The organism is Pseudarthrobacter enclensis, assembly GCF_001457025.1.
Classification (GTDB): domain Bacteria; phylum Actinomycetota; class Actinomycetes; order Actinomycetales; family Micrococcaceae; genus Arthrobacter; species Arthrobacter enclensis.
Genome location: NZ_KQ758600.1, coordinates 341,198 through 366,704, shown reverse-complemented (window position 1 = coordinate 366,704; position 25,507 = coordinate 341,198). Strand labels below are relative to the sequence as shown.

The window sequence follows — 25,507 nt, the reverse complement described above, 5'->3', positions numbered from 1 at the left end:
CAGGAGATAAACACCATGACTACTCCCACCCAGCAGCTCTCCGAAGCCGGAGTCTCCATCTGGCTTGACGACCTTTCCCGCGGACGCCTGGACACCGGCACCCTGCGGAAGCTCATCGAGGAAAAGAATGTGGTCGGCGTGACCACCAACCCGTCCATCTTCCACGCCGCCATCACGGCCGGCACCGACTACGACGCCACCATCGCCGCCCAGGCGGCCGCCGGCGCCAGCGTCGAGGACACCATCTTCGAGATCACCACCACCGACGTCGCCGACGCCTGCGACCTGTTCGCCCCCGTGGCAGCAGCCACCAAGGGCGTGGACGGCCGCGTGTCCATCGAGGTGGACCCGCGCCTTGCCTGGGACACGGCCGGCACCATCGCCGAAGCCAAGCACCTCTTCAAGAAGGTCAACAAGGACAACGTCCTGATCAAGATCCCCGCCACCATCGAGGGCCTGGAAGCCATCACCGCCACCCTCGCCGAGGGCATCAGCGTCAACGTAACCCTGATTTTCTCCCTGGAGCGCTACCGCGCGGTCATCAACGCCTTCCAGTCCGGCCTGGAGCAGGCAAAGGAAAACGGCCACGACCTCTCGAAGATCCACTCCGTCGCATCCTTCTTCGTCTCCCGCGTGGACACCGAGATCGATAAGCGACTGGACAAGATCGGCACGGACGAGGCCAAGGCACTCAAGGGCAAGGCCGGCGTCGCCAACGCCCGCCTCGCCTACCAGGTCTACGAGGAACTCTTCAGTACCGAACGCTGGGCCCTGCTCGCCGAAGCCGGCGCCCTCCCCCAGCGTCCCCTGTGGGCCTCCACCGGCGTGAAGGACCCCGCCTACCCGGACACCCTCTACGTGACCGAACTCGTGGCGCCCGGCGTCGTCAACACCATGCCCGAGAAGACCCTGGACGCAACGTTCGACCACGGCGTGGTCACCGGTGACACCGTCTCCGGCACCTACGCCGAGGCCAACGCCACCCTGGACGCGCTCGAAAAGCTTGGCGTCTCCTACAACGACGTCGTCGCACTCCTCGAAACCGAGGGCCTGGACAAGTTCGTGGCCAGCTGGAAAGAACTGCTGGCTGACGTCGAAGGCGCCCTCGCCTCAGCACGGAAGGCCTCCTAACCACCCATGAGCACACTCAGCTACGAAGCCACCGGTGCCGCGCAGCAGGCACTTGAACAGCATCTTCCCGCCCTTGTTGAGGACAGGATTGCCACCCGGATTTTCGCGAAGGACCATACGCTGTGGGGTTCCGACGCTGAATCCGAGTCGGCCATCCGCCTCGGCTGGGTTGAGGCCGCCACTGTCTCGCAGCCGCTGGTGAAGGACATCCTGGAACTGCGCGAAGCCCTCCGGGCTGAGGGCGTCACCCGCATCGTGCTGTGCGGCATGGGCGGGTCCTCGCTGGCCCCCGAGGTCATTGCCGGTACTGCTGGCGTCGAGCTGACTGTGCTGGACAGCACGGACCCTGACCAGGTCCGTGCTGCCCTGGCGGACCGCCTGGCCGAAACGGCCATCGTGGTGTCCTCCAAGTCCGGTTCCACGGTGGAAACCGACTCCCAGCGGCGTATTTTCGAGCAGGCGTTCAACGACGCCGGCATCGACGCCGCCAGCCGCATCATCATCGTGACCGACCCCGGTTCCCCGCTGGACAAGGCCTCCCGGGAAGCCGGTTACCGTGCCGTGTTCAATGCCGACCCGAACGTGGGCGGCCGGTTCTCGGCGCTGACCGCTTTCGGACTGGTCCCTTCCGGCCTGGCCGGCGTGGACATCCAGGCGTTCCTGGACGAGGCGGAGGAAACGGCTGAGGTCCTGAACGAGGACGCACCGGAGAACATCGGCCTGGCCCTTGGCACCGCCCTGGGCGGCACCACCCCGCTGCGGAACAAGATCGTGATCGCTGAGGACGGGTCCGGAATCAAGGGGTTCGCTGACTGGGCTGAGCAGCTCATCGCCGAATCCACGGGCAAGCTGGGCACCGGTGTGCTGCCCGTCGTCGCTGGTCCCGGCTCCCCCGAGGTGGCCGAGGGCGCTGACGACGTGCTGGTGGTGCGGCTCGTGGCCGCGGACGCCGACGTCGACCTTGCTGAAAACCAGGTGGCCATCGCCGGCGGACTGGCCGCGCAGATGATGGTGTGGGAGTTCGCCACGGCAGTGGCCGGGCGGCTGCTGGGCATCAACCCGTTCGACCAGCCGGATGTGGAGGCCGCGAAGGTGGCCGCCCGCGGCCTGCTGGACGCACAACCCGAGCCCACGCCGGCAGCCTTCGTTGACGGTGCCATCGAGGTCCGCGGCGGGCAGTGGCTGCGCAGCGCGTCCACCGCGGCCGAGGCCGTCAGCGCCCTGCTGGACACCCTGGCGGCGGACAGCTACCTCAGCGTCCAGGCCTACTTCGACCGGCTGGCCTATGCCGGCTTCGAAGGCGTCCGTGACGAGCTCGCCGCCGTGACCCGGCGTCCCGTGACGTTCGGCTGGGGCCCGCGGTTCCTGCACTCCACCGGGCAGTTCCACAAGGGCGGACCGGCCATCGGCGTGTTCCTGCAGGTCACTGCCGCCGCCGCGGAGGACCTTGCCATCCCCGAGCGTCCCTTCACCTTCGGCGAGCTCATTGCCGCCCAGGCTGCAGGCGACGCCCAGGTACTCGAAGAGCACGGCCGGCCCGTGCTCCGCCTGCACCTGACCGACCGTGCCGCCGGTGTGGCGCAGCTGCAGGACATCGTCGCTGCACTGTCCTCCCGGGCATCCGCTACCGAAAGCTAAGGCGCAGACGCACCATGCCAGAAACTGAATACGGCAGGACATCCGGGACGCGTTCCGGAAGGGCAGGGCGGAACCCCTTGCGGGATCCGCGGGATCGGCGGTTGAACCGGATTGCCGGTCCGTCCTCGCTGGTGCTCTTCGGGGTGACGGGTGACCTTGCGCGGAAAAAACTGATGCCCGCGGTCTATGACCTGGCCAACCGGGGCCTGTTGCCGCCGAGCTTCGCGCTGGTGGGCTTCGCCCGCCGTGAGTGGGACAAGGAGGACTTCGCCGCCGAGGTGAAGGCCTCCGTGCAGGCCCACGCCCGGACGCCCTTCGACGAGTCGGTCTGGAACCAGCTCTCCGAGGGCATCCGGTTCGTCCAGGGCGAGTTCGACGACGACGCCGCCTTCGAGCGGCTGGGCGAGACCATCAAGGAACTCGACGACGTCCGCGGCACCCGCGGGAACCACGCCTTCTACCTGTCCATCCCGCCCAAGGCGTTCGAGCAGGTGTGCCGGCAGCTGTCCAAGCACGGCCTGGCACAGGCCGACGGCGACAAGTGGCGGCGTGTGGTCATCGAAAAGCCGTTCGGGCACGACCTCGAGTCCGCCCGCCAGCTGAACGACATCGTGGAGTCGGTTTTCCCTGCCGACGCCGTGTTCCGGATCGACCACTACTTGGGCAAGGAAACGGTCCAGAACATCCTGGCGCTGCGCTTCGCGAACCAGTTGTTTGAACCGTTGTGGAATGCCAACTACGTGGACCACGTGCAGATCACCATGGCCGAGGACATCGGCACCGGGGGCCGCGCAGGCTACTACGACGGTGTCGGCGCCGCCCGCGACGTGATCCAGAATCACCTGTTGCAGCTGCTGGCGTTGACGGCGATGGAAGAGCCGATCTCGTTCAACGCCGATGACCTGCGCGCGGAAAAGGAAAAAGTCCTCGCTGCGGTCAAGCTCCCCGAGGACCTGTCCACGCACTCAGCCCGCGGTCAGTTCACCGGTGGTTGGCAGGGCGGCGAGCAGGTCCTCGGATACCTGGAGGAAGAGGGCATCCCGGCTGACTCCACCACGGAAACGTACGCGGCCGTGCGGGTGGACATCCACACCCGCCGGTGGGCGGGGGTTCCGTTCTACCTCCGGGCGGGCAAACGCCTGGGCCGCAGGGTGACGGAAATCGCGGTGGTGTTCAAACGCGCCCCCAACCTGCTGTTCCGCGACCACGGCGAGGATGACTTCGGCCAGAACGCAGTGGTTATCCGGGTCCAGCCTGACGAGGGCGTGACCATCCGTTTCGGTTCCAAGGTGCCCGGCACCCAGATGGAAGTCCGGGACGTGACCATGGACTTCGGCTACGGCCACTCCTTCACCGAGTCCTCTCCGGAAGCCTACGAACGCCTGATCCTGGACGTGCTCCTGGGCGAGCCTCCGCTGTTCCCGCGGCACGAGGAAGTGGAACTCTCCTGGAAGATCCTTGACCCGTTCGAGGAATACTGGGCATCGCTGAGCGAGCAGCCCGAACCCTACGCCCCGGGCTCCTGGGGACCGGCCAGCGCTGATGAGCTGCTGGCCCGTGACGGACGAACCTGGAGAAGGCCATGATCGTAAACCTGCCCGACACCACTACGTCCAAGGTCTCCAAGGAGATCATGGCCCTGCGCGAGCAGGGCGGCGTGATCGCCCTGGGCCGTGTCCTGACCCTGGTGGTGGTCACGAAGTCCGGACTCGAGGAAGAAGCCATCGAGGCCGCCAACGACGCTTCCCGCGAGCACCCCTGCCGGATCATCGTCCTGGCCGACGCCGGCCAGGAGGCCCCCGACAGGCTGGACGCGCAGATCCGTGTCGGCGGTGACGCCGGCGCCTCGGAAGTGATCGTGCTGCGCGGCTACGGCCAGCTGGCCCATGAGTCCGAATCCCTGGTTGCAGCCCTGCTGCTCCCGGACGCACCGATCGTGGCCTGGTGGCCGCACGGCGCCCCGGAAAACGCCTGCGAAACCTCCATCGGGGCCATCGCCCACCGCCGGATCACCGACTCCGCGAACGAGCCGGACCCCCAGGCAGCACTGGAACGGATCCACGCCACCTACAAGGCCGGCGACACCGACCTCGCTTGGACCCGCCTGACCAACTGGCGCATCCAGCTCGCCGCGGCCCTGGACGAAGTGGACAGCTCCCCGGTCACGGCTGTTGCCGTGGAGGGGGCCTCGGACTCCCCGAGCACCATCCTCCTTGCGGCGTGGCTCACCATGACGCTCGACGCGCCCGTGACGATTGTTGCCGATCCCGCCGGCACAGGGATCCGGCGCGTACGGCTGAGCCGGCCCGGCGGGGATGTCCAGTTGTTCCGGCCCGGACTGACCGTCGCCGAACTCACCCAGCCCGGGCAGCCTGCCCAGCGCATCTCCCTTCCCCGTCGCAGCCTGCGCGACTGCCTCGCCGAGGAGCTGCGGCGGCTGGACCCGGATGAGGTGTTCGGGGAAGTGATTACTATTGGACTGCCACGTACAAACCTAAGGAGCGTCCGGCCCAGTGAGCGTTGACCCAAGAGTAAGCATCCATCCTGACTCGTCCGTCCTTATGGCGGCCATTGCGGCCCGCCTGATCACCAAGCTCGTCGATGTCCAGGACAAGTACGGTGAAGCCACCGTGGTGCTGACCGGCGGCACGGTGGGCATCGGTACGCTGAAGGCTGTTGCTGACTCTCCGGCGGCTCCGGCCGTCGACTGGTCAAAGGTCAACTTCTGGTGGGGGGACGAGCGTTTCGTCGGTTCTGCCGACCCGGACCGGAACGCGGGGCAGGCTTTTGATGCCCTGCTGTCCAGGATCCCCGTGGATCCTGACCGTGTCCACATTCCGGGTTCGTCCGATGACTTCGAGACCCCGGAGGAAGCCGCGGAGGACTACGCGCGTCGGCTGCGTGAGGCTGCCGCCGCGGAGCACGCTGCGGACATGTCCGATGACCGGCCCGAGGAGCCCGCTGCGCTGCCCAGGCTGGACGTCGTGCTGCTGGGTGTGGGGCCGGATGCCCACGTGGCCTCCCTGTTCCCCGAACAGGCAGGCATCCGTGAGAAGGAACGCACGGTGGTGGGTGTGAGGAACTCCCCCAAGCCGCCGCCGCTGCGCATTTCACTGACGCTGCCTGCCATCAACACGGCTGCCGAGGTCTGGATGGTGGTGGCCGGTGAGGACAAGGCCGGCGCTGTTGGGCTGGCCCTGGCGGGAGCAACCCCTGTTCAGGTACCGGCGGCGGGCCCTCGCGGCACGTCCCGTACCCTGTGGCTTATTGACGAGAACGCTGCCTCACGTGTCCCGCAGCAGCTCGTCCGGAAGGATGCCACGGGCGCGTAGCCTCTCCAGCGCTCCGGCCAGTACGTCTTCGGCGTCCTGGTCGGAGCGCGTTTCTTTAACGTACTCAAGGTGTGTCTTGAAGCCTTCCTCGAGTGCCTCGGAACCCGCAGCGTCCGAACCGTCCCTGGAAGCCGGGGCACCGCACCGCCGGCAGTCCCAGACGGCCGGAATCTGGACTTCGGGCAACTGCAGGAACACCGGCTGGGTGACATGCCCCTTGGCGCACCAGTAGGAAACCCTGATCCGCGGCAGCGGGCTGCCGTGGTCCTCGCCGCCTCGGAGACTCGACCCGGACCCCGCCGTCACGCCCGCCCGGGTGCCCCGGAAACCTGTTGCTGGATGGACCATGTGAGCTCCTGCCGTTGCTGGTTCTGCGGGTTAAACAAAACTGTGGCTGTCGGAAGCCGACAGCCACAGTTTAGTTCGCTGGCCCGCAGGGCGGGAGGGCCAAAGGGCCTTCCTGCAACGGGAGGAGGATCAGGAATCCCCTCCGCCGCTGAAGCGCATGATCAGGCCCAGGGCGATGATGACCACTCCCCAGGTCACGCCGAGGATGACGGTGAACCGGTTGAGGTTCCGTTCGGCCACGCCGGAGGAGCTCAGGCCTGAGCTCATGCCGCCGCCGAACATGTCCGACAGACCTCCGCCGCGTCCCTTATGGAGGAGGATGAGCAGCGTCAGCAGGAGGCTGGTGATGCCCAGGAGGATCTGCAGGATGACATGAAGAACGTCCACGACGGCCTTTCAGGTGGTTGGTAAGGCGGGAGTACGGATGGCGGACAGACTAGTCCGTCACCAGGTGGCTCTCGAACCTGACAATATTAGCAAATTCAGCCGGATCGAGGCTGCCGCCACCCACGAGCACGCCGTCAACGTCCCGTTCCTTCAGGATGGCGGCGGCGTTGTTCGCCTTGACCGAACCGCCGTACAGCAGCCGGGTCTTCGCGGCCACGTCCGCTCCGAACAGCGACTCAAGCTCGGCACGGATGGCAGCGCACATCTCCTGGGCGTCTTCCGGTCCGGCTACCTCGCCCGTTCCAATGGCCCACACCGGTTCGTAGGCGACCACGAGTTCGGCGGCCTGCTCGTCGGTCAGGCCGGCAACCCCGGCCCGGAGCTGCTCCAGGGTGTGGTTGACGTGGGTCCCTGCCTGCCGGATCTCCAGCCCTTCGCCCACACAGAGGACCGGAGTCACCCCGTGCTTGAAGGCGGCCTTGACCTTGGCGTTGAGGACCTCGTCGGATTCGTTATGGATGGTGCGCCGTTCACTGTGGCCCACCAGGACGTACTTGCAGCCCAGCTTGTTCAGGAACTGTCCCGAGATGTCGCCGGTGTAGGCGCCGGAATCGAACTGGGACAGGTCCTGGCCGCCGTAGGCCACCTCGAGGTCGTCGCCCTGGACGAGTGTCTGCACACCGCGGAGGTCCGTGAAGGGCGGGAACACAGCAACCTCGACGCGGCTGTAATCGTGCTTGGCGTCCGAAAGGGTCCAGGCCAGCTTCTGCAGGAGGGTGATGCCCTGCACGTGGTCCATGTTCATCTTCCAGTTGCCGGCGATGAAGGGCTTGCGGTCGTAAGCACCGTTCGTTGACGTCGTCACGTGTTCTCCAAAGGTCGTGAAATGTGTGCGGCCGGCAGGCTGCCGCTGGCAACCTGCCGGCCGGAGGGGTGAAGAAGGAACTGCTTCCGGCGGCCTGGCTACCGGTCCAGGACGCTCAGGCCCGGGAGTTCCTTGCCTTCGAGGTATTCCAGGCTGGCGCCGCCGCCGGTGGAAATGTGTCCGAACTGGTCATCGGCGAAGCCGAGGGTACGGACTGCGGCAGCGGAGTCGCCGCCACCCACCACGGTGAACGCGCCGGTCTTCGTCAGAGCCTGGGCGATGGCCCGGGTCCCGGCGGAGAATGCCTCGAACTCGAAAACGCCCATGGGGCCGTTCCAGAAAACGGTCTTGGCACCCTTGATGCGTTCCGCAAAGGCTGCAGCCGAAGCGGGTCCGATGTCCAGTCCGATGCCGCCGCCTCCGAAGCTGCTGGATTCGATGGCATCCGCGGCGACCGTCTCGTGCGCGGCGTCAGCGGCAAACTTCTCCGCGACGACGACGTCCGTGGGGATGACGAATTCGGTACCGGCGTCTGCTGCGCGCTTCAGGTAGTCCTGGACCACGGGGATCTGGTCTTCCTCGAGCAGGCTGGACGCCACTTTGTGGCCCGCCGCGGCGAGGAACGTGAACAGCATGCCGCCGCCCACCAGGATGGTGTCCGCCTTGCCCAGCAGGTTGTCGATCACGGCAAGCTTGTCCGAGACCTTCGAACCGCCAAGGACCACGACGTAGGGCCGCTGGGTGTCGGCGGTGAGCTTCCGGAGGACTTCCACCTCGGTGTGCACCAGGTCGCCCAGGTAGGAGGGAAGCCGGGTGGCGACGTCGTAGACGCTGGCGTGCCTCCGGTGCACGGCGCCGAAGGCGTCGTCCACGTAGGCGCCGTTGTCTCCGGTCAGGGACACGAGCTCGTCAGCGAAGGCGCCACGCTCGGTGTCGTCCTTGCTGGTCTCGCGCGGATCGAAACGGACGTTTTCAAGGACCAGCACTTCACCGTCCTGCAGGGAGGCTGCAGCTTCCCTGGCGGAGCTGCCGACGGTGTCGGCGGCGAGGGTGACCTTGAAGTCCGCCAGCTCTGCGAGGCGGTCTGCTGCGGGGCGGAGGGAGTACTTCTCCTCGGGAGCGCCCTTGGGGCGTCCAAGGTGGGCTGTTACCAGCACGCGGGCACCGGCGTCCGTGAGCTTTGACAGCACTGGAAGGGAGGCCTTGATGCGGCCGTCGTCAGTGACTGTAGAGCCGTCGAGCGGCACATTCAGGTCGCTTCGGACCAGAATGTACCGCCCGCGGACACCTTCAGCGATCAGTTCGTTGAGGGTGTGGGATGTCATGTGTCTAACCCTAGCCCAGCTTGGACGCGACAAGCTCCGTAAGGTCGACGAGGCGGTTGGAGTAGCCCCATTCATTGTCATACCAGGACACAACCTTGACCTGGTTACCGATGACCTTGGTCAGCCCGGCGTCGAAGATCGAGGAAGCGGGGTCGCCGACGATGTCGGAGGACACGATGGGCTCCTCCGTGTAGGTCAGGAAGCCCTGCAGTTCGTCGGACTCAGCGGCGCGCTTGAGGGCGGCGTTGACTTCTTCCACGGTGGTTTCGCGGGAGACGGTCACGGTCAGGTCGGTGGCGGAACCGGTGGGGACGGGGACGCGGATGGCGTAGCCGTCCAGCTTGCCCTTAAGCTCCGGCAGGACCAGGCCGATGGCCTTCGCGGCGCCGGTGGAGGTGGGAACCATGTTGATGGCGGCGGCGCGTGCACGGCGCAGGTCCTTGTGCGGGCCGTCCTGAAGGTTCTGGTCCGCGGTGTAGGCGTGCACCGTGGTCATCAGGCCGCGCTCGATGCCGAATTCGTCGTTGACGACCTTGGCCAGCGGGCCGAGGCAGTTGGTGGTGCAGGAGGCGTTGGAGATGATGTGGTGCGTGTCGTTGTCGTACAGGTTGTGGTTCACGCCCATCACGATGGTGATGTCCTCATCGGACGCGGGAGCGGAGATCAGGACCTTCTTGGCGCCGGCGTCGATGTGCTTCTTCGCGTCAGCGGCCTTGGTGAAGAAGCCGGTGGATTCGATGACGATGTCCACGCCCAGCTCGCCCCACGGGAGGTTGGCGGGGTCGCGCTCCGCCAGGACCTTGACGACGTTGCCGTTGACGACGATGTTGCCGTCCTTCACCTCGATGGTTTCCTGCAGCCGGCCGCCGACGGAGTCGTACTTGAACAGGTGGGCGAGGGCTTCCGGGCTGGTGAGGTCGTTGACGGCAACGATCTCCAGGTCCGCACCCTGTGCGAGTGCTGCGCGGAAGTAGTTGCGGCCAATGCGGCCAAAGCCGTTGATACCAATACGGGTCGTCACTTTTTCGTCTCCTTGGTGCTTTTCGAAGCACTACTAGTTGAGCGGGCGTTCAAGCCAACTAACAGATCCCGCACGCCATTGGGCAGAGATGATTTACAGACGGAGGGCGACCAGCCTCATTGCTGAAGGCTAACCGCCTTCCGTGACCTATCTTACGTTTAATTGGGTCCGCCCCCGCAAGTGCGGGGGCGGCCGGTCCACATCACGGGCGGTTTAAGTCCGAATGTGAAGTTTGTAACAAGCGTGTGTGCTGCAGGTTACGGGAGGGTGATGAGCCCGGTGGCGTTGCTGCGGGCGGCGTCGAACCGCTTGGCAACGTCGGCCCAGTTCACGATGTTCCAGAACGCCTTGACGTAGTCTGCCTTGACGTTGACGTAGTCCAGGTAGAAGGCGTGCTCCCACATGTCCAGCATCAGCAGCGGGGTGGTGCCCAGTGCCACGTTGCCCTGCTGGTCGTACAGCTGTTCGATGACCAGGTTGCCGCCGATGGGCTCGTAGGCCAGGAAGCCCCAGCCGGAACCCTGCAGCCCCAGGGCGGCAGCGGAGAACTGGGCGCGGAACGCGTCGAAGGAACCGAAGGCGTCGTCGATGGCGGCAGCCAGCTCACCTTCGGGCTTGTCGCCTCCGTCCGGGGACAGGTTGTTCCAGAAGACGGAGTGGTTGATGTGGCCGCCGGTGTGGAACGCGAGGTCCTTGGAGAGCCGGTTGATGTTGGCGAAATCGCCCTTTTCACGTGCCTCGGCAAGCTGGGCCAGTGCGTTGTTGGCGCCGGCAACGTAGGTTGCGTGGTGCTTGCTGTGGTGCAGCTCCATGATCCGCGCAGAAATGTGCGGCTCCAGTGCGGCGTAGTCGTACTTGAGTTCGGGCAATACGTACTCAGTCACAAAATCCTCCAATATCGTGGACCGTCGGTCCGGTTGGTGACTCTCGGATTGTGCATCCGGGCGTCGGGCGCCCGGAATTATTTTGATTCTATGGGGCTGCTACTCGTCCAGCATTTCGGGCGTCACATTGGCGTCGGTCCCGGGAATTCCCAGGTCAACGGCGCGTTTGTCCGCCATGGCCAGCAGCCGCCGGATCCGCCCGGCGATGGCGTCCTTGGTCATGACGGGGTCCGCCAGGCGGCCGAGTTCATCGAGGCTCGCCTGCTTGTGCGCCACGCGGAGCTCGCCGGCGTACTTGAGGTGGTCAGGGACGTCGTCGCCAAGGATTTCCAGGGCGCGTTCCACGCGGGCGCCGGCGGCGACGGCTGCCTGCGCCGAGCGGCGGAGGTTGGCGTCGTCGAAGTTCGCGAGCCGGTTGGCGGTGGCGCGGACTTCCTTGCGCATCCGCCGTTCCTCCCACACCATGAGCGCGTCGTGCGCGCCCATGCGGGTCAGGAGCGCGGCGATGGTGTCGCCGTCGCGGATGACCACGCGGTCCACTCCCCTGACCTCGCGCGCCTTGGCCTGGATGTCGAGGCGGCGTGCAGCGCCCACCAGGGCGAGGGCGGATTCCGGTCCGGGGCAGGTGACCTCAAGGGACGACGAGCGGCCGGGCTCCGTCAGCGACCCGTGCGCCAGGAAGGCGCCGCGCCAGACCGCTTCGGCGTCGGCTGCCGAGCCGTTGACGACGGCGGACGGCAGCCCCCGCACGGGGCGTCCCCGGCCGTCCAGGAGGCCGGTCTGGCGGGCCAGCGCCTCGCCGTCGCGCACCACCCTGACCACGTACCGGCTGGCGCGGCGGAGACCGCCGGCGGACACGACGATGATTTCGCTCTGGTGTCCGTAAACCTCGGCGATGGCTGCCCGCAGGCGCCGTGCGGTGGAGGCAAGGTCAACCTCCGCCTCGATGACGATCCGGCCGGAGATGATGTGCAGGCCGCCCGCGAACCGGAGCATCGCGGAGACTTCTGCCTTGCGAACGGACGACTTTTTGATGTCCAGACGGGACAGTTCCTCTTTGACCGATGCTGTCAGTGCCATGGCACCTTCCTAACTGTTCCCGAAAATGTCCTGGTACGCCGTGGCCAGACGCAGGGGGTCATGGACGGGACGGCGTCCCGACGCCCCTACTTTACCCAAGACCACCTCGGCGCCGATCATCCCGGCAGCCTCCTCGAATTCCTTGCGGTCCGGGACCGAAGCCGGGTCCGCCAGGACCACGTCCACGCTGAACCCGGGGGCGTAGCGGCGCAGGACATGCAGATGGTCCGCCGCGGTCATGCCGGATGTTTCCTTGGTGTCCGTGGCCAGGTTCATGGTCAGGCACCGCTTGGCGGGGGTGTTGCACAGGGCCTGCCGCATCTCCGGCAGCAGCAGGTGCGGCAGCACGGAGGTGTACCAGGAGCCCGGCCCCAGGATGACCCAGTCGGCCAGTTCGATGGCAGTCAGGGCCTCCGGGCAGGCCGGTGCAGCCTCGGGCAGCAGGCGGACGTTTTCCAGGCTGCCGGCCACCGCGCAGCGCGCCTGGCCGTGGACCGTCTGCAGCACCGATCCGCCGTCGGGGGCCGGCACGCGGACGTCGCCCTCGATGGTGAGCGGCACGGTGGACATGGGCAGCACCTGGCCGCGGGCGCCGAGCAGGGCACCCGCCCAGGTGAGTCCGGCGACGGCGTCGCCCAGCAGTTCCCAGAGGGTGACGATGAGCAGGTTGCCCATGGCGTGTTCGTCGAGGGACCCGCCGGGCCCGCTGCGCGGCCGGAACCGGTGCTGCATGACGTCCCGCCAGGTGCGTCCCCAGTCAGTGTCGTCGCACAGCGCAGAAAGGGCCATCCGCAGGTCTCCGGGCGGAAGGACGCCGTACTCTTCGCGCAGGCGCCCGGACGAGCCGCCGTCGTCCGCGACCGTGACGATCGCGGTGAGCTTGGACGTGAGCAGCCGGAGCGCGGACAGCGACGCGGACAGCCCGTGCCCGCCGCCGAGCGCCACGATGTTGGGGTCGGTGTCCTGCTGGCTGGCGCCGGGTCCCGTGGCAGGGGGGACCAGCGGGAGTGCGCCGGTGAACAGCGCCATTACTCGCGGCCCAGATCCCGGTGCGTGGTGGTCACCGTGACGCGGGGATACTGCGCCAGTTTCTTGGACAGTTCGACGGCGACCGCCACGGAGCGGTGCTTGCCGCCCGTGCAGCCCACGGCAATGGTGGCGTAGTGCTTGTTCTCCCGGCGGTATCCCTCCAGGACGGGCTCCAGGGCCATGACGTAGCGGTCCACGAAGTTCTTGACGCCCTCGGCTTCCAGGACGTAGTCGCTCACGTCCTTGTCCAGCCCGGTGTGCGGTCGCAGTTGGGGCACCCAGTGGGGATTGGGGATGAACCGGACATCCGCCACGTAGTTGGCGTCAACGGGCAGTCCGTACTTGAAACCGAAGCTCATGATGTTCAGGCGCAGTGCCACCGGGCCGGTTTCGCTGAAGAGCTCGGTGATGGCCGTGGCAAGGCCGTGGACGTTGTAGCCGGAGGTGTCCAGCACGACGTCGGAGCTGTCGCGCAGTTCCTGCAGCAGCTCGCGTTCGGCGGCGATGCCGTCCAGGATGCGGCCGCCGCCCTGCAGCGGATGCGGCCGGCGTCCCTGCTCGAAGCGGCGCACCAGGACGTTGTCGCTGGCGTCGAGGAACAGGACACGGAAGGTGACGCCGCTGGCGGCAAGTGCGCCCAGGGCGGCCCTGATGTCCGCGAACAGTCCCTTGCTGCGGACGTCGATGACCACTGCCAGCCGCGGAATGGACTGCGGGGCGTGGGAGACAAGTTCGGCCAGGGTGCCCAGCATCTGCGGCGGCAGGTTCTCGACGACGTACCAGCCGTGGTCTTCCAGCGCATCCGCGGCGGTGCTGCGGCCCGCACCGGACATCCCGGTGACCACCAGCAGTTCCGCTTCAAGGGGTTTGACGGGTTCCATTCCGTCCTGCCCCGCCCCGGATTCCGCCGAAGTTCCTGCCATTAAGTCCGCCCCGTTTCCGTTGTTGTTCCCGGGGCAGCGCCGGCGCGAACCCCGCCACTTACCCTAGCTAAGTTTCAATGATTTCGCCGGTGGTCATGTTGACGGCGGGCACTGTGACCGCGCCGGGACCGTCCGCGGCGAAGTGGCTGACGATCGCGCCGGCCAGGGCGGGACCGATTCCCTTGGCCTGGGCGAGCTCCTCGGCGGTGGCGGCCTTGACGCTTTTCACCGAGCCGAAGTGGGACAGCAGCGCCTTGCGTTTGGAGGCGCCGAGCCCTGGAACACCGTCCAGCGCGGAGACGGTCATGGCCTTGCCGCGCTTTTGCCGGTGGAAGGAGATGGCAAACCGGTGGGCTTCGTCACGGATGCGTTGGAGCAGGTAGAGGCCCTGGGATGTGCGGGGAAGGATCACGGGGAAATCGCTGTCCGGGAGCCAGACTTCCTCGAGCCGCTTGGCCAGCCCCACCACGTAGACGTCGTCGATGCCAAGGTCCGTCAAAGCCCTGGCGGCAGCGTTCACCTGGGGCTTGCCGCCGTCCACCACCACAAGGTTGGGCGGGTACGCGAACTTGCCCTTGGGCGCCGGCGTGGTGGTGTCCGCCACGGCGGCCGCGGCGGCCGCGTCCGCAGCTGCTTCCGCGGCAGCCTCGGCCGTGCCTGCCTCGAGGACGTCCTCGTCCACCTGGGCGGACTTGTCCTGGAGGTAGTGGCGGAACCGCCGGGTAAGGACGTCGTGCATGGCTGCTGTGTCATCCACGGCGGCTGGGCCGGTGATCGAGAACTTCCGGTAATCGGACTTCTTGGGGAGCCCGTCCTCCACCACCACCATGGAGGCCACCACGTTGGTGCCCTGCACATGTGAAATGTCGAAGCATTCGATGCGGAGCAGCGGCACGGGAAGGTCCAGGGCTTCCTGGAGTTCCTGGAGGGCCAGTGACCGCACGGTCAGGTCCCCGGCACGCCGGGTCTTGTGCAGCTTCAGCGCATGCTCGGCGTTTTCCCGCACGGTGGACATCAGGGCCGCCTTGTCACCGCGCTGGGGGACGCGGATGTCCACCTTGGCGCCGCGGATGCCGCCCAGCCACTGCGCCAACTCATCAACGTTGCTTGGCACCACGGGGACCAGTACTTCGCGCGGCAGCCGGCCGTGCGTGTCGCCGTCCTCGCCGTACACCTGCTGCAGCAGGTGCTCCACGAGGTCGGGTGTGGTGAAATCCTCCACCTTCTCCACTACCCAGCCGCGCTGGCCGCGGATCCTGCCGCCACGGACGTGGAACACCTGGACGGCCGCCTCGAGCTCGTCTTCGTGGAGGGCGAACACGTCGGCGTCGGTTTCTTCGGCGAGCACCACGGCGTTGCGTTCAAAGACTTTGCGGAGCGCGGTGATGTCGTCGCGGATCCGGGCGGCCTGCTCGTAGTCCAGCCTGCTGACCGCGGCCGCCATCTTCTTTTCCAGCTTGTTGATGAACCGCTTGGCTTCACCGCCCATGAAGGCGCAGAAGTCGTCCGCCAGGGCGCGGTGGTCTTCGGGCGAGATCCGGCCCACACAGGGCGCCGAGCATTTGTCGATGTAGCCGAGCAGGCACGGCCGGCCGCTGGCCTCGGCCCGCTTGAACACCCCGGCGCTGCAGCTGCGGACCGGGAACACCCGGAGCAGGGTGTCCATGGTTTCTCGGATGGCACCGGCGGTGTAGGGGCCGAAGTAGCGGGTGCCTTTTCGCTTGTCTCCGCGCATTACCTGCACGCGGGGGTATTTCTCGCTGAGGGTCACGGCCAGGTAGGGGTAGGTCTTGTCGTCACGGAAGACGACGTTGAACCGTGGCTTGAATTCCTTGATCCAGGTGTATTCCAGCTGCAGCGACTCCAGTTCGCTGCCCACCACCGTCCATTCGACGCTGCTGGCCGCATGGACCATGGCGTAGGTCTTGGGCAGCAGCCCGGCCGGGTTGGCGAAGTATGAGTTCAGGCGCGACCGGAGGCTCTTGGCCTTGCCGACGTAGATGACCCTTCCGTGCGGATCACGGAACCGGTAGACACCCGGGTTGGTGGGGATTTCACCGGTTTTGGGCCGGTAACTTGCTGGATTTGCCACCTATCCATTCTACTGAGCCGCGCCGGCTGTCTTTGCCGCCGCCCTGACCGGGGCCGCGGCGGGGATACGCGCGGTGTTACTCGGCGACCTTGCTTTGGTTGTAGCTGGTGGACCGTTCCTGGCCGCTCAGTTCCGCGATGGCATCCATGATGCGGTCCGTCACCTCGCGGCGTGCGGGCAGCGAGTGGTCCGGGCCGGTCTTGTCGAAGTACAGCGGCTCCCCCACCTTCATGGTGAAGTGCTGCGGCTTGACGCCCTTCTCGCCGGCACGCTGGAGGTTCTCCGTACCGATCAGGCCTACCGGGATGACCGGGGCACCGGTGGTCAGTGCCAGCCAGCCCACACCGGTGCGGCCTCGGTACAGGATGCCGTCCCGGGACCGGGTTCCTTCGGGGTAGATGCCGATTCCCTTGCCGGCCTCGAGGATGTCCAGCAGGGTCTTCAGTGCCTGGACGCTGGCGGCCTGTTCACCGCGCTCCACGGGGATCGACCCGACGGACTCGAAGAATGCCTTCATGACCTTGCCTTTGACCCCGCCGGTGGTGAAGTACTCGGCCTTGGCGAAGAACGCCACCGGCCGGGGCATGAGGGCCTGGACAATGACGCTGTCGAAGAAGGAGAGGTGGTTGGGTGCCACAATGAACGGGCCGTCCGTGGGCACGTTTTCCAGCCCGACGACGGTGGGCCGGCAGGTGCCGGAGATCAGGTTGCGCGTGGTCCAGCGGACGACATCAAACATTTCCATCGTTGGTCACCTCGCTCATGGCGGCAGCGTGGATTGCCTGCAGCCGTTCGATGGTCCTGACCAGTTCCGCGGTGGAGGCGACCACTGTGAAGGCGCCTGCGTTCTCCAGCTCGCCGTCGGGCGCGAATCCCCAGGCGACACCGATGCAGTCCAGCCCGTTGGCGATGGCGCCGGAGACATCCTGGGCGCGGTCCCCCACCATGAGCGCGTGCTGGGTGTCCAGGTCCTTGAGGGCAGCGGCGATGATTTCGGTTTTGCCCAGCGGCACCCCGTCAACTGCGGACTCGTCGTCCGCCGAGCCGTGAATGCCCTGGAAGAAGCCGTCAATGCCGTGATGCGCCAGGACGGTGCGGGCGATCGTCTGCGGTTTCTGCGTGGCGACGGAGACGGGCAGCCCGGCCTCGGCGAAACTTTCCAGGAGCTCCCGGATGCCCGGGTAGAGCCTGCTCTGCGCGATCCCGGTCTCCGCATAGAACGCACGGTAGCGGCGGATCACCTCGTCCAGACGGTCTGCCGGGACCTGTGCAACGTTCAGCAGCGCGTCACTGAGCTTGGGTCCGATCATGGAATCGAGCAGTTCCGGGGCCGGGACCGGCAGCCCCAGTTCCCTCAGGGCCGAGGCAATTCCCTCGGTGATGCCGCCGGCGGGATCGACAAGAGTGCCGTCCAGGTCGAAGATCACGGGCACTGTTGTTGAAGTCACCGGGTTAGTTTCTCATGCCTTCGCGGGTGCCTGAAACTCGCATGCCCGCGAAGGCATACTTCCCGGCCACGCTGCGGCGGCCGCTCCGGGTTCAGCCGAGGATTTCCGCGAGGAACGTCCCCGTGTGGCTGCCGGCGGCGGCTGCCACCTGCTCAGGCGTGCCGGTGGCGACGATCTGGCCGCCGCCGGACCCGCCGTCCGGGCCGAGGTCCACGATCCAGTCGGCACTCTTGATGACATCCAGGTTGTGCTCGATGGTGATGACCGTGTTGCCTTTGTCCACCAGGCCCTGGAGCACCAGGAGCAGTTTCCGGATGTCCTCGAAGTGCAGGCCGGTGGTGGGTTCGTCCAGGACGTACACGCTGCGGCCGTTGGAACGCTTCTGGAGTTCCGAGGCCAGCTTGACGCGCTGGGCTTCGCCGCCGGAGAGGGTGGTGGCGGGCTGCCCCAGCCGGACGTAGCCGAGCCCGACATCCACCAGGGTGTTGAGGTGGCGTGCGATCGGCGAGAAGGCAGCGAAGAATTCCGCGGCTTCCTCGATGGGCATGTTCAGGACATCCGCGATGGTCTTGCCCTTGTAGTGCACCTCGAGCGTCTCGCGGTTGTAGCGCGCGCCGTGGCACACCTCGCAGGGCACGTAGACATCCGGCAGGAAGTTCATTTCGATCTTGAGCGTGCCGTCGCCGGAGCAGGCTTCGCAGCGGCCGCCCTTGACGTTGAAGGAGAACCGACCCGGCAGGTAGCCGCGGACTTTGGCTTCCGTGGTTTCCGCGAAGAGCTTGCGGATGTTGTCGAAGACGCCGGTGTAGGTGGCCGGGTTGGACCGCGGAGTCCGGCCGATGGGGCTCTGGTCCACGTGGACCACCTTGTCCAGGTGCTCCAGGCCCTGGACCGTCTTGTGCCTGCCCGCCACCTGCTTGGCGCCGTTGAGCTTGTTGGCCAGCACCTTGTACAGGATCTCGTTGACGAGCGTGGATTTGCCCGACCCGCTGACGCCGGTGACAGCGGTCAACAGCCCCAGCGGGAACGCGGCGTCGACGTTGTTGAGGTTGTTCTCCCGGGCGCCGACGACCTTGAGTTCACGCTTGCGGTCGTACTTGCGGCGCTTCTTGGGGATGTCGATGCTCTTGCGGCCGGACAGGTAGTCGCCGGTCAGCGACTCGGTGTTGTCCAGGAGCTCCTTGTAGGACCCGGAGTGGACCACCTTGCCGCCGTGCTCGCCGGCGCCGGGTCCGATGTCCACGATCCAGTCCGCCACGTGGATGGTGTCTTCATCGTGCTCCACGACGATGAGGGTGTTGCCCATGTCGCGGAGCCTGGTGAGGGTGTCAATGAGGCGGCGGTTGTCCCGCTGGTGCAGCCCGATGGAGGGTTCGTCCAGCACGTACAGCACGCCCACCAGGCCGGAGCCGATCTGGGTGGCAAGGCGGATTCGCTGTGCTTCACCGCCGGAGAGGGTGGCCGACGGGCGCTCAAGGTTCAGGTACTCCAGGCCGACGTCCAGCAGGAAGGTCAGCCGTGCCTGGATCTCCTTCAGCACCTGGTGGGCAATCTGTGCTTCGCGGCCGGTCAGGACAAGGTTGTCCAGGAACCCTGCGCAATCGCGCATGGGCAGCGCTGCGACCTCGGCAATGGACTTGCCGTTGATGAGCACCGACAGGGACGCCGGGTTCAGGCGCGCGCCGTTGCAGGCGGGGCACGGAATCTGCCGCATGTACTCTTCATAGCGGTCGCGCGCCCAGTCGGAGTCGGTTTCGCCGTGCTTGCGGTGGACGTACTGGATGGCGCCCTCGAAGCCGGTGCTGTATTTGCGTTCGCGTCCGAAACGGTTGCGGTACTGCACCACGACCTTGTGGTCCTTGCCGTGCAGGACCGTCTGGCGGACGTCCTTGCCCAGCTTTTCCCACGGCGTGTCCATGGAGAAGCCGAGTTCCTTGGCGAGGCCCTCAAGCAGCCGGTTCCAGTACTCGGTGGTGGCCGTTCCCAGCGACCAGGGGGCGATGGCGCCCTCGGACAGCGAGAGTTCCGGATTGGGGACGATGAGTTCCTCGTCGACCTCCAGCTTGGTGCCGATGCCGCTGCACGCGGCGCAGGCGCCGAAGGGGTTGTTGAAGGAAAAGGAGCGCGGCTCGATTTCGTCAATGGCCAGCGGGTGTTCGTTGGGGCAGGCCAGGTTTTCCGAGAAAGCCCGGATCCGGTGGGGATCGTCGGCATCGAGGTCCACGAATTCGGCGAGTACCCGGCCTTCGGCCAGGCCGAGGGCGGTTTCGATGGAGTCCGTGAGCCGCTGGCTGATGCCTTCCTTGACCACGAGGCGGTCCACCACGACTTCAATGGTGTGCTTGAACTGCTTGCCGAGCTTGGGCGGGTCGCTGAGCTGGATGAGGTCGCCGTCGACGCGCGCCCTGGAGTACCCCTTGGCGGTGAGCTCTTTGAAGAGGTCGACGAATTCGCCCTTGCGCCCGCGCACCACTGGCGCCAGGACCTGGAAGCGCGTCCCCTGGTCCAGTTCCAGGAGCTGGTCCACGATCTGCTGCGGAGTCTGCTTGGCCACCGGCTCCCCGCAGACCGGGCAGTGCGGGCGGCCCACGCGTGCCCACAGCAGGCGCATGTAGTCGTAGATCTCGGTGATGGTTCCCACGGTGGAGCGGGGGTTCTTGCTGGTGGACTTCTGGTCGATGGACACCGCCGGGGAGAGCCCCTCGATGAAGTCGACGTCCGGCTTGTCCACCTGCCCCAGGAACTGGCGGGCATAGGCGGACAGGGATTCCACATAGCGGCGCTGGCCTTCAGCGAAGATGGTGTCGAAGGCCAGGGAAGACTTGCCGGAGCCGGACAGGCCGGTGAAGACGATCATGGCATCGCGCGGCAGGTCCAGGTCCACGTTGCGGAGGTTGTGCTCGCGGGCGCCCTTCACCACCAGGCGGGAAAGGTCGTGGCGCTGCGGGATGTCAGCGGAGGATGCGGTGAAGGAAGCGGGGGCGGCTGTTTCTTCGGCTACGGCTTTAGGCACCCCATAATGCTAATCGAAAACTTCTTCGAACTCGCGCGGTTCCGCCCTCAGGGAACATCGTAGGCGGCTGCCAGCAGCTTGACGGCCTCGGCGAAGGTTGCTCCCTGGGCCTTTGCGGTCCGGGCATAGGCGGCGGCAGCGGCGGAGAGCCCGCCGAGGCGTTCATCGGGGGCGCACACCACGGTGCCGTTGCGGCCACGGGTTGCGACGACGCCGGCGGCTTCCAGTTCCTTGTAGGCCCGTGCCACGGTGTGCGGTGCCACGTCCAGCAGGCCGGCCAGGGCGCGGACGGCGGGGAGCCTGGCGCCGGGGGGCAAGGTGCCGTTGTCCACCTGGTGGATCACCTGGAGCCGCAGTTGCTCGAAGAGGGCCACGGTGCTGCCGGGGTTGGGCTTCCAGGTGCCGGGAAAGTCAGGCCCGGTGTTCACAGGCCGGCCTCGATGGTCCGTTCACGTCCCGGGGCGGCAGCGAACTGGGCGTTGTAAAGCCTCGTGTAGAAGCTGTTGGCCGCGAGCAGTCCCTGGTGGGTTCCCTGCTCGACGATGCGTCCGTGGTCCATGACGAGAATTAGATCAGCGTTCCGGACGGTGGACAAACGGTGGGCGATCACGAAGCTGGTCCGGCCTTTCCGGAGCCGGCTGGTGGCCTGCCGGATGAGCAGTTCCGTCCGGGAATCCACGGAGCTGGTGGCTTCATCCAGGATCAGCACGGCCCGCCGGGCCAGCTGGGCCCGGGCGATGGTGATGAGCTGCCGCTGTCCCTGACTGAGGGGCTCGCCGCCGTTTTCCAGGAAGGTGCCGTAGCCCTCCGGCAGGGACCTGACGAACCGGTCCACGTAGCTGGCCTCTGCGGCCGCCACAATGTCCTCGTCGGTGGCTCCGGGAAGGCCGTAGGCGATGTTGTCCCGGATGGTTCCGCCGAACAGCCAGGCATCCTGGAGCACCACGCCGAACTGTCGCCGCAGCTGATCGCGCCGCACCTCCGCAATGTCGGTGCCGCCCATGGTGATCCGTCCGGAGCCGGGCTCGTAGAAGCGCATCAGGAGGTTGACCACCGTGGTTTTCCCCGCTCCGGTATGGCCCACCACGGCCACGGTCTGACCGGGTTCGACGGTGAAGGAAAGGTTCCGGACAGCAGGGGCCGCCCCGGGATACCCGAAGGTGACGTCGTCGAAGACGATCCGCCCTCCCGCGGGGGCGTCCCGGACTCCCGTATCGGCGTCTTCCTCGGCGTCAAGGAGGGCAAAAACCCGCTCGGCTGACGCCGCGCAGGACTGGATCAGGTTCAGCAGGCCGCCGATCTGGCCGACCGGCTGCGTGAACAGCCGGCTGAACTGGATGAAGGCCTGGATCCCGCCGATGGTCATGGCGCCGGCAATTACCTGCAGGGCGCCCACCACGGCAACGGCGATGTAGTTCAGGTTAGCCATCAGCACCATCAGGGGCTGCACCACCCCGGCGGAATACTGTGCCTTGGTGGCGGCGCGGGCCAGCCGGTCGTTGCTCGCGGCAAACACTTCTGCAGCGTGCGGTTGTTGCCCGAACGCCTTGATCACCTCGTGGCCGCTGATGAACTCCTCCGCGTGGGAGTTCAACTCCCCCGTTTCGGTCCATTGCCGGGCGAAGTGCTCCTGCGACCGGCGGGCGACGAGGACGGTGACGCCCATGGACAGCGGAACGGATGCGATGGCGATGCAGGCGAGCAGCGGCGAGATCCACAGCATCATGGCCAGCGAGCCGCAGAGCATCAGGACCGACATGATCAGCTGGGTCAGCAGCTGGTTCAGGGCCTGGGAGATGTTGTCGATGTCGTTGGTGGCACGGCTGAGCACGTCGCCGCGGGAACGCTCGCGGAAGTAGGTGGCCGGGAGCCTGTGCAGTTTTTCCTCGACGGAGCTGCGGAGGCCGAACATCAGGCCCTGGACCGAGCGCGCGGTCAACGCTCCCTGGATCCAGTTGAACAGCGAGGTGAACACGTACATCACCGCCACAGCGGCGAGCAGCAGGCCGAGCATCTCCTGGTCCAGGCTTCCCCGCATGACGCCCTCCACGACGACGTCGGTGGCGTCGCCGAGAAGCTTCGGAGCAGCAACGTTCAGCCCGGCAAAAGCGCAGGTGGCGGCCACGGCGCCCAGCATGAGCGTGCGGAACGGGCGCAGCAGGCCCAGTAACCGTCCGCCGGTCCGCCAGAACCCTGCGGATTCTGTTTCCGTTTCGGCCATGGCGGTCATTGTGGCCCGTCCAAAGCCAGCTGCGACTCGGCGATTTCGCGGTAGGTCGGCGACGATTCCAGCAGCGCATGGTGCGTTCCCTGGGCCACGAGCCGGCCGCCGTCGAGCACGAGGATCAGGTGGGCGTCCTCCACGGCGGCGATGCGCTCGGCCACGATGATCCTGGTGGCTGCGGCAAGCCTCGTATCCAGCGCCCGGCGGAGCCTGGTGTCCGTGTCGTAGTCAAGGGCCGAGAAACTGTCGTCGAAGAGATACAGCGGTGCCCGGCGCAGCAGGGCCCGGGCGATGCACAGCCGCTGCCGCTGCCCGCCGGAGAAGTTGGTGCCGCCCTGGCCAACGGGAGTTGCCAGGCCCAGCGGCAGGTCGCGCATGAAGCGCATGGTCTGGGCGGCCTCCAGCGCCTCCCAGAGTTCCTGGTCCGAGGCGCCGGGTGAGGCCATCCGCAGGTTGTCCGCAATGCTGCCGGTGAAGAGGTGCGAATGCTGCGGCACAATGGACATGCTGTTGCGCAGGACGTCCAGCGGCAGGTCGCGGACGTTGACGCCGTCCAGGAAGATGTCGCCGTGCGTGGAGTCGAGGAACCGGGGAACAAGGTTCAAAAGCGTGGATTTTCCGCTCCCGGTGGACCCTACGATGGCAGTCGTCGTGCCGGCGGCTGCGGTGAAGCTGATGCCGGAGAGCACTGGCTCCTCCGCTCCGGGATAGGCGAACTCCACGTCCCGGAACTCCACGTGGCCCGTGCCTGCGGAAGGCGCCGTCCCGGCTCCGGAGGCCGCAGCGGAGTGCGTCACGGACGGGACGGTATCCAGCACCTCGGAAATCCGCTCCGCGCATACGGCCGCGCGGGGAGCGGTCATGAGCACGTACATCGACATCATGATGGCCAACAGGATCTGCAGGATGTAGGCGATGAAGGCGGTCAGCGCGCCCAGGTTCATCTCCCCCGCTTGGATCCGGTGCCCGCCGAACCAGACCACCGCCACCGAGGAAAGGTTCACCACCAGCATGATCAGGGGCAGCATTCCCGCCACGAGCAGGGCGGACTGCAGGTTGTTGGCCGTCAGGCCGGAATTGGCCCGAGCAAAGCGGTCCATCTCATGGTCCTGCCGGACGAACGCCCGGATGACGTTGGCCCCGATGATCTGTTCCCGCAGGATTCCCCCGGCCCTGTCCAGCAGCTCCTGCCCGTCGCGGTAGAGCGGGATCAGCCGGCGGACAATGAGGGCCATGATGAGCACGAGCAGTGGGACGATGACGATGACGACGGCGGACAGTGCCACGTCCTGCTGCAGGGCCAGGATGATGCCGCCGATGCCCATGGCAGGCCCGGCCACGAGCATGGTCAGCACCAGGAGGGCGAAGGACTGGACCTGCTGGGTGTCATTGGTGGCCCGGGTGGTCAGGGTCTGCGTGCCGAAGCGCGCCACTTCCAGCGAGGACAGGGACTGGATCCGGTTGAAGATGTCCGCCCGGAGCCGCTGCCCGATCCGCATGGCCACCACGGCGCCGAGATACCCGGCTCCGATCGCTGCGGCCGCCTGGACGGCAGCGATGCACGCCATCACCACACCAAGGCGGGAGATCACTCCGGTGTTCCCGGGGACGATGCCGTCATCGATGATTGCTGCGTTGACGGTGGGCAGCAACAGGTTGGCAGCTGCCTGGACCAGTTGCAGGAAGACGACGGCGGTGACGGCGCCCTTCTGGTCGGAGAGCAGCCGCCTCATCAGACCAATCAGCAACGCACCTCCAGTTTCGATCGGGGGCCGTTGGGGCCTGACGCCGGCTTCTCCCCCAAAGCCACTCCGTCATTGTAAGCCAGATCACTTTCTGCCGCTGTCAAGGACATGACAGGACCGTGGATCCGTGCGGCCGCGGGAACAGCCAGTCAGCCTGCCTTGCGGCCCACCGCGAAAATCCTGCGGAAAGGAAACACGGTGCCGTGCCGGCCGCGGGGGTAGGCCGCCCGGAGCGCTGCTGCGTATTCCGCTTCAAACGCCGCACCCTCCTCCGGCGACAGCACAGCCAGGACGGGCCGCAGTGCGGTGCCGCGCACCCACTCCAGGACCGGGTCCCCGCCGGGGAGCACCTGCTGGTAGGTGGTTTCCCAAGCGTCGGCGGCACAGCCGGCGTCCAGCAGGATCTCCAGGTATTCCGCCGGTTCGGCGACCGACTCACCTCCCCGCAGGACGCCGTCGAGCGTGGCGGCCCACCGCGGCGACCCGGCAAGCTCACGCATCAGCTGATGGGACGGGGCGTTGAAGTTTCCGGGGACCTGCATGGCAAACCAAGCGCCGGGCTGCAGCGCTGCCAGCCAGGTGCGCATCAGCTCCTGGTGTCCCGGCACCCACTGCAGCGCCGCGTTGCTGACCACGACGTCGGTGGCTTCAGCGGGCATCCACCCGCGGATGTCGGCCTGCTCGAAGCCGAGGTTCTGCGTCCCGGCGGCAACCTCCGCTGCCGTGGCCAGCATGTGGGCCGAGGAATCGACACCGGTCACCTGCGCGCCGGGCCACCGGCCGGCAAGGGTCGCGGTCAGGTTCCCGGGGCCGCAGCCAAGGTCCACCACCTGGCGGGGCCGTTCCGCCCGCACCCTGCCGGTCAGGTCGAAGAACGGCCGGTTCCTGTAGTCCCCGAACTCCACGTACTTCACCGGATCCCATTTCATCCCTGCATCTCCCTGCTCCGCCGGCCACCCTGCTACGGGGAAGCCTAGCCGCACCGCGGGCGTCCGCGGACCGTGCCCGCAGCGTGGCACTAA

The 25,507-nt window shown here is 66.8% G+C and carries 22 protein-coding genes; 5 read left to right on the top strand and 17 right to left on the bottom strand.

Annotated features, from left to right (window positions below):
- Positions 1 to 15 precede the first annotated feature (15 nt).
- The 5 genes from tal to pgl are packed head-to-tail and all read left to right on the top strand — an operon-like array spanning position 16 to position 6,101.
- Complete coding sequence (gene tal, locus AS031_RS06265; protein WP_058267267.1) at positions 16 to 1,131, top strand: transaldolase; 1,116 nt, start codon at positions 16 to 18, stop codon at positions 1,129 to 1,131.
- A 6-nt stretch (positions 1,132 to 1,137) separates the two neighbouring features.
- Positions 1,138 to 2,769 (top strand): glucose-6-phosphate isomerase, encoded by a 1,632-nt coding sequence (locus AS031_RS06260; RefSeq protein ID WP_058267266.1) that lies wholly within the window; start codon positions 1,138 to 1,140, stop codon positions 2,767 to 2,769.
- 14 nt (positions 2,770 to 2,783) lie between these two features.
- Positions 2,784 to 4,355: a glucose-6-phosphate dehydrogenase gene (gene zwf / locus AS031_RS06255; RefSeq protein ID WP_058267265.1), complete on the top strand. Its 1,572-nt coding sequence runs from the start codon at positions 2,784 to 2,786 to the stop codon at positions 4,353 to 4,355.
- Complete coding sequence (locus AS031_RS06250) at positions 4,352 to 5,293, top strand: glucose-6-phosphate dehydrogenase assembly protein OpcA (RefSeq protein WP_058267264.1); 942 nt, start codon at positions 4,352 to 4,354, stop codon at positions 5,291 to 5,293. The genes zwf and AS031_RS06250 overlap by 4 nt, the downstream gene beginning before the upstream one ends.
- Positions 5,283 to 6,101: a 6-phosphogluconolactonase gene (pgl, locus tag AS031_RS06245; protein ID WP_058267263.1), complete on the top strand. Its 819-nt coding sequence runs from the start codon at positions 5,283 to 5,285 to the stop codon at positions 6,099 to 6,101. The genes AS031_RS06250 and pgl overlap by 11 nt, the downstream gene beginning before the upstream one ends.
- On the opposite strand, the gene AS031_RS06240 is transcribed toward pgl, so the two are convergent.
- The 17 genes from AS031_RS06240 to AS031_RS06160 form a co-directional block, all read right to left on the bottom strand.
- Positions 6,054 to 6,449, bottom strand: a complete 396-nt coding sequence (locus AS031_RS06240; RefSeq protein ID WP_058267262.1) for an RNA polymerase-binding protein RbpA — start codon at positions 6,447 to 6,449, stop codon at positions 6,054 to 6,056. The genes pgl and AS031_RS06240 overlap by 48 nt on opposite strands.
- Before the next feature lie 129 nt (positions 6,450 to 6,578).
- A complete protein-coding gene (gene secG / locus AS031_RS06235) occupies positions 6,579 to 6,836 on the bottom strand; it encodes a preprotein translocase subunit SecG (protein ID WP_058267261.1) in 258 nt (85 codons plus the stop codon).
- 49 nt (positions 6,837 to 6,885) lie between these two features.
- The gene (tpiA, locus tag AS031_RS06230; RefSeq protein WP_058267260.1) at positions 6,886 to 7,701 is read right to left on the bottom strand and encodes a triose-phosphate isomerase; all 816 of its coding nucleotides are present in this window, start codon (positions 7,699 to 7,701) and stop codon (positions 6,886 to 6,888) included.
- Positions 7,702 to 7,799: 98 nt separating this feature from the next.
- Positions 7,800 to 9,026 (bottom strand): phosphoglycerate kinase, encoded by a 1,227-nt coding sequence (locus tag AS031_RS06225; protein WP_058267259.1) that lies wholly within the window; start codon positions 9,024 to 9,026, stop codon positions 7,800 to 7,802.
- 10 nt (positions 9,027 to 9,036) lie between these two features.
- Positions 9,037 to 10,047 carry a type I glyceraldehyde-3-phosphate dehydrogenase gene (gene gap, locus AS031_RS06220; RefSeq protein ID WP_058267258.1) on the bottom strand — a complete coding sequence of 337 codons (1,011 nt, stop codon included), beginning with the start codon at positions 10,045 to 10,047 and terminating at the stop codon, positions 9,037 to 9,039.
- A 257-nt stretch (positions 10,048 to 10,304) separates the two neighbouring features.
- Complete coding sequence (locus tag AS031_RS06215; protein ID WP_058267257.1) at positions 10,305 to 10,931, bottom strand: superoxide dismutase; 627 nt, start codon at positions 10,929 to 10,931, stop codon at positions 10,305 to 10,307.
- Positions 10,932 to 11,030: 99 nt separating this feature from the next.
- The gene (gene whiA, locus AS031_RS06210) at positions 11,031 to 12,011 is read right to left on the bottom strand and encodes a DNA-binding protein WhiA (protein ID WP_058267256.1); all 981 of its coding nucleotides are present in this window, start codon (positions 12,009 to 12,011) and stop codon (positions 11,031 to 11,033) included.
- Positions 12,012 to 12,020: 9 nt separating this feature from the next.
- Entirely contained in the window at positions 12,021 to 13,040 is a 1,020-nt protein-coding gene (locus AS031_RS06205; protein WP_058267255.1) for a gluconeogenesis factor YvcK family protein, read from the bottom strand.
- On the bottom strand, positions 13,040 to 13,963 hold the full coding sequence (gene rapZ, locus AS031_RS06200) for an RNase adapter RapZ (protein WP_058267254.1): 924 nt from the start codon (positions 13,961 to 13,963) through the stop codon (positions 13,040 to 13,042). Before rapZ ends, AS031_RS06205 begins: the two co-directional genes overlap by 1 nt.
- 67 nt (positions 13,964 to 14,030) lie before the next feature.
- Complete coding sequence (gene uvrC, locus AS031_RS06195) at positions 14,031 to 16,055, bottom strand: excinuclease ABC subunit UvrC (RefSeq protein ID WP_058267253.1); 2,025 nt, start codon at positions 16,053 to 16,055, stop codon at positions 14,031 to 14,033.
- 76 nt (positions 16,056 to 16,131) lie between these two features.
- Positions 16,132 to 16,800, bottom strand: a complete 669-nt coding sequence (locus tag AS031_RS06190; RefSeq protein WP_058267252.1) for a lysophospholipid acyltransferase family protein — start codon at positions 16,798 to 16,800, stop codon at positions 16,132 to 16,134.
- Complete coding sequence (locus AS031_RS06185) at positions 16,787 to 17,503, bottom strand: HAD hydrolase-like protein (RefSeq protein WP_058267251.1); 717 nt, start codon at positions 17,501 to 17,503, stop codon at positions 16,787 to 16,789. The genes AS031_RS06190 and AS031_RS06185 overlap by 14 nt, the downstream gene beginning before the upstream one ends.
- A 91-nt stretch (positions 17,504 to 17,594) precedes the next feature.
- A complete protein-coding gene (gene uvrA / locus AS031_RS06180) occupies positions 17,595 to 20,516 on the bottom strand; it encodes an excinuclease ABC subunit UvrA (protein WP_058267250.1) in 2,922 nt (973 codons plus the stop codon).
- A gap of 47 nt (positions 20,517 to 20,563) precedes the next feature.
- The gene (locus AS031_RS06175) at positions 20,564 to 20,944 is read right to left on the bottom strand and encodes a GntR family transcriptional regulator (protein ID WP_058267249.1); all 381 of its coding nucleotides are present in this window, start codon (positions 20,942 to 20,944) and stop codon (positions 20,564 to 20,566) included.
- On the bottom strand, positions 20,941 to 22,746 hold the full coding sequence (locus tag AS031_RS06170) for an ABC transporter ATP-binding protein (protein WP_058267248.1): 1,806 nt from the start codon (positions 22,744 to 22,746) through the stop codon (positions 20,941 to 20,943). Before AS031_RS06170 ends, AS031_RS06175 begins: the two co-directional genes overlap by 4 nt.
- Complete coding sequence (locus AS031_RS06165) at positions 22,743 to 24,473, bottom strand: ABC transporter ATP-binding protein (protein WP_169793866.1); 1,731 nt, start codon at positions 24,471 to 24,473, stop codon at positions 22,743 to 22,745. The genes AS031_RS06170 and AS031_RS06165 overlap by 4 nt, the downstream gene beginning before the upstream one ends.
- A 161-nt stretch (positions 24,474 to 24,634) precedes the next feature.
- The gene (locus AS031_RS06160; RefSeq protein WP_058267246.1) at positions 24,635 to 25,414 is read right to left on the bottom strand and encodes a trans-aconitate 2-methyltransferase; all 780 of its coding nucleotides are present in this window, start codon (positions 25,412 to 25,414) and stop codon (positions 24,635 to 24,637) included.
- Positions 25,415 to 25,507 lie beyond the last annotated feature (93 nt).

Coding starts and splice junctions, on each gene's coding strand:
- tal (WP_058267267.1), top strand. CDS start 16: ATGACTACTCCCACCCAGCAGCTCTCCGAAGCCGGAGTCTCCATCTGG.
- AS031_RS06160 (WP_058267246.1), bottom strand. CDS start 25,414: ATGAAATGGGATCCGGTGAAGTACGTGGAGTTCGGGGACTACAGGAAC.
- AS031_RS06165 (WP_169793866.1), bottom strand. CDS start 24,473: ATGAGGCGGCTGCTCTCCGACCAGAAGGGCGCCGTCACCGCCGTCGTC.
- AS031_RS06260 (WP_058267266.1), top strand. CDS start 1,138: ATGAGCACACTCAGCTACGAAGCCACCGGTGCCGCGCAGCAGGCACTT.
- AS031_RS06250 (WP_058267264.1), top strand. CDS start 4,352: ATGATCGTAAACCTGCCCGACACCACTACGTCCAAGGTCTCCAAGGAG.
- AS031_RS06225 (WP_058267259.1), bottom strand. CDS start 9,026: ATGACATCCCACACCCTCAACGAACTGATCGCTGAAGGTGTCCGCGGG.
- AS031_RS06190 (WP_058267252.1), bottom strand. CDS start 16,800: ATGGAAATGTTTGATGTCGTCCGCTGGACCACGCGCAACCTGATCTCC.
- AS031_RS06170 (WP_058267248.1), bottom strand. CDS start 22,746: ATGACCGCCATGGCCGAAACGGAAACAGAATCCGCAGGGTTCTGGCGG.
- zwf (WP_058267265.1), top strand. CDS start 2,784: ATGCCAGAAACTGAATACGGCAGGACATCCGGGACGCGTTCCGGAAGG.
- AS031_RS06240 (WP_058267262.1), bottom strand. CDS start 6,449: ATGGTCCATCCAGCAACAGGTTTCCGGGGCACCCGGGCGGGCGTGACG.
- whiA (WP_058267256.1), bottom strand. CDS start 12,011: ATGGCACTGACAGCATCGGTCAAAGAGGAACTGTCCCGTCTGGACATC.
- rapZ (WP_058267254.1), bottom strand. CDS start 13,963: ATGGCAGGAACTTCGGCGGAATCCGGGGCGGGGCAGGACGGAATGGAA.
- AS031_RS06205 (WP_058267255.1), bottom strand. CDS start 13,040: ATGGCGCTGTTCACCGGCGCACTCCCGCTGGTCCCCCCTGCCACGGGA.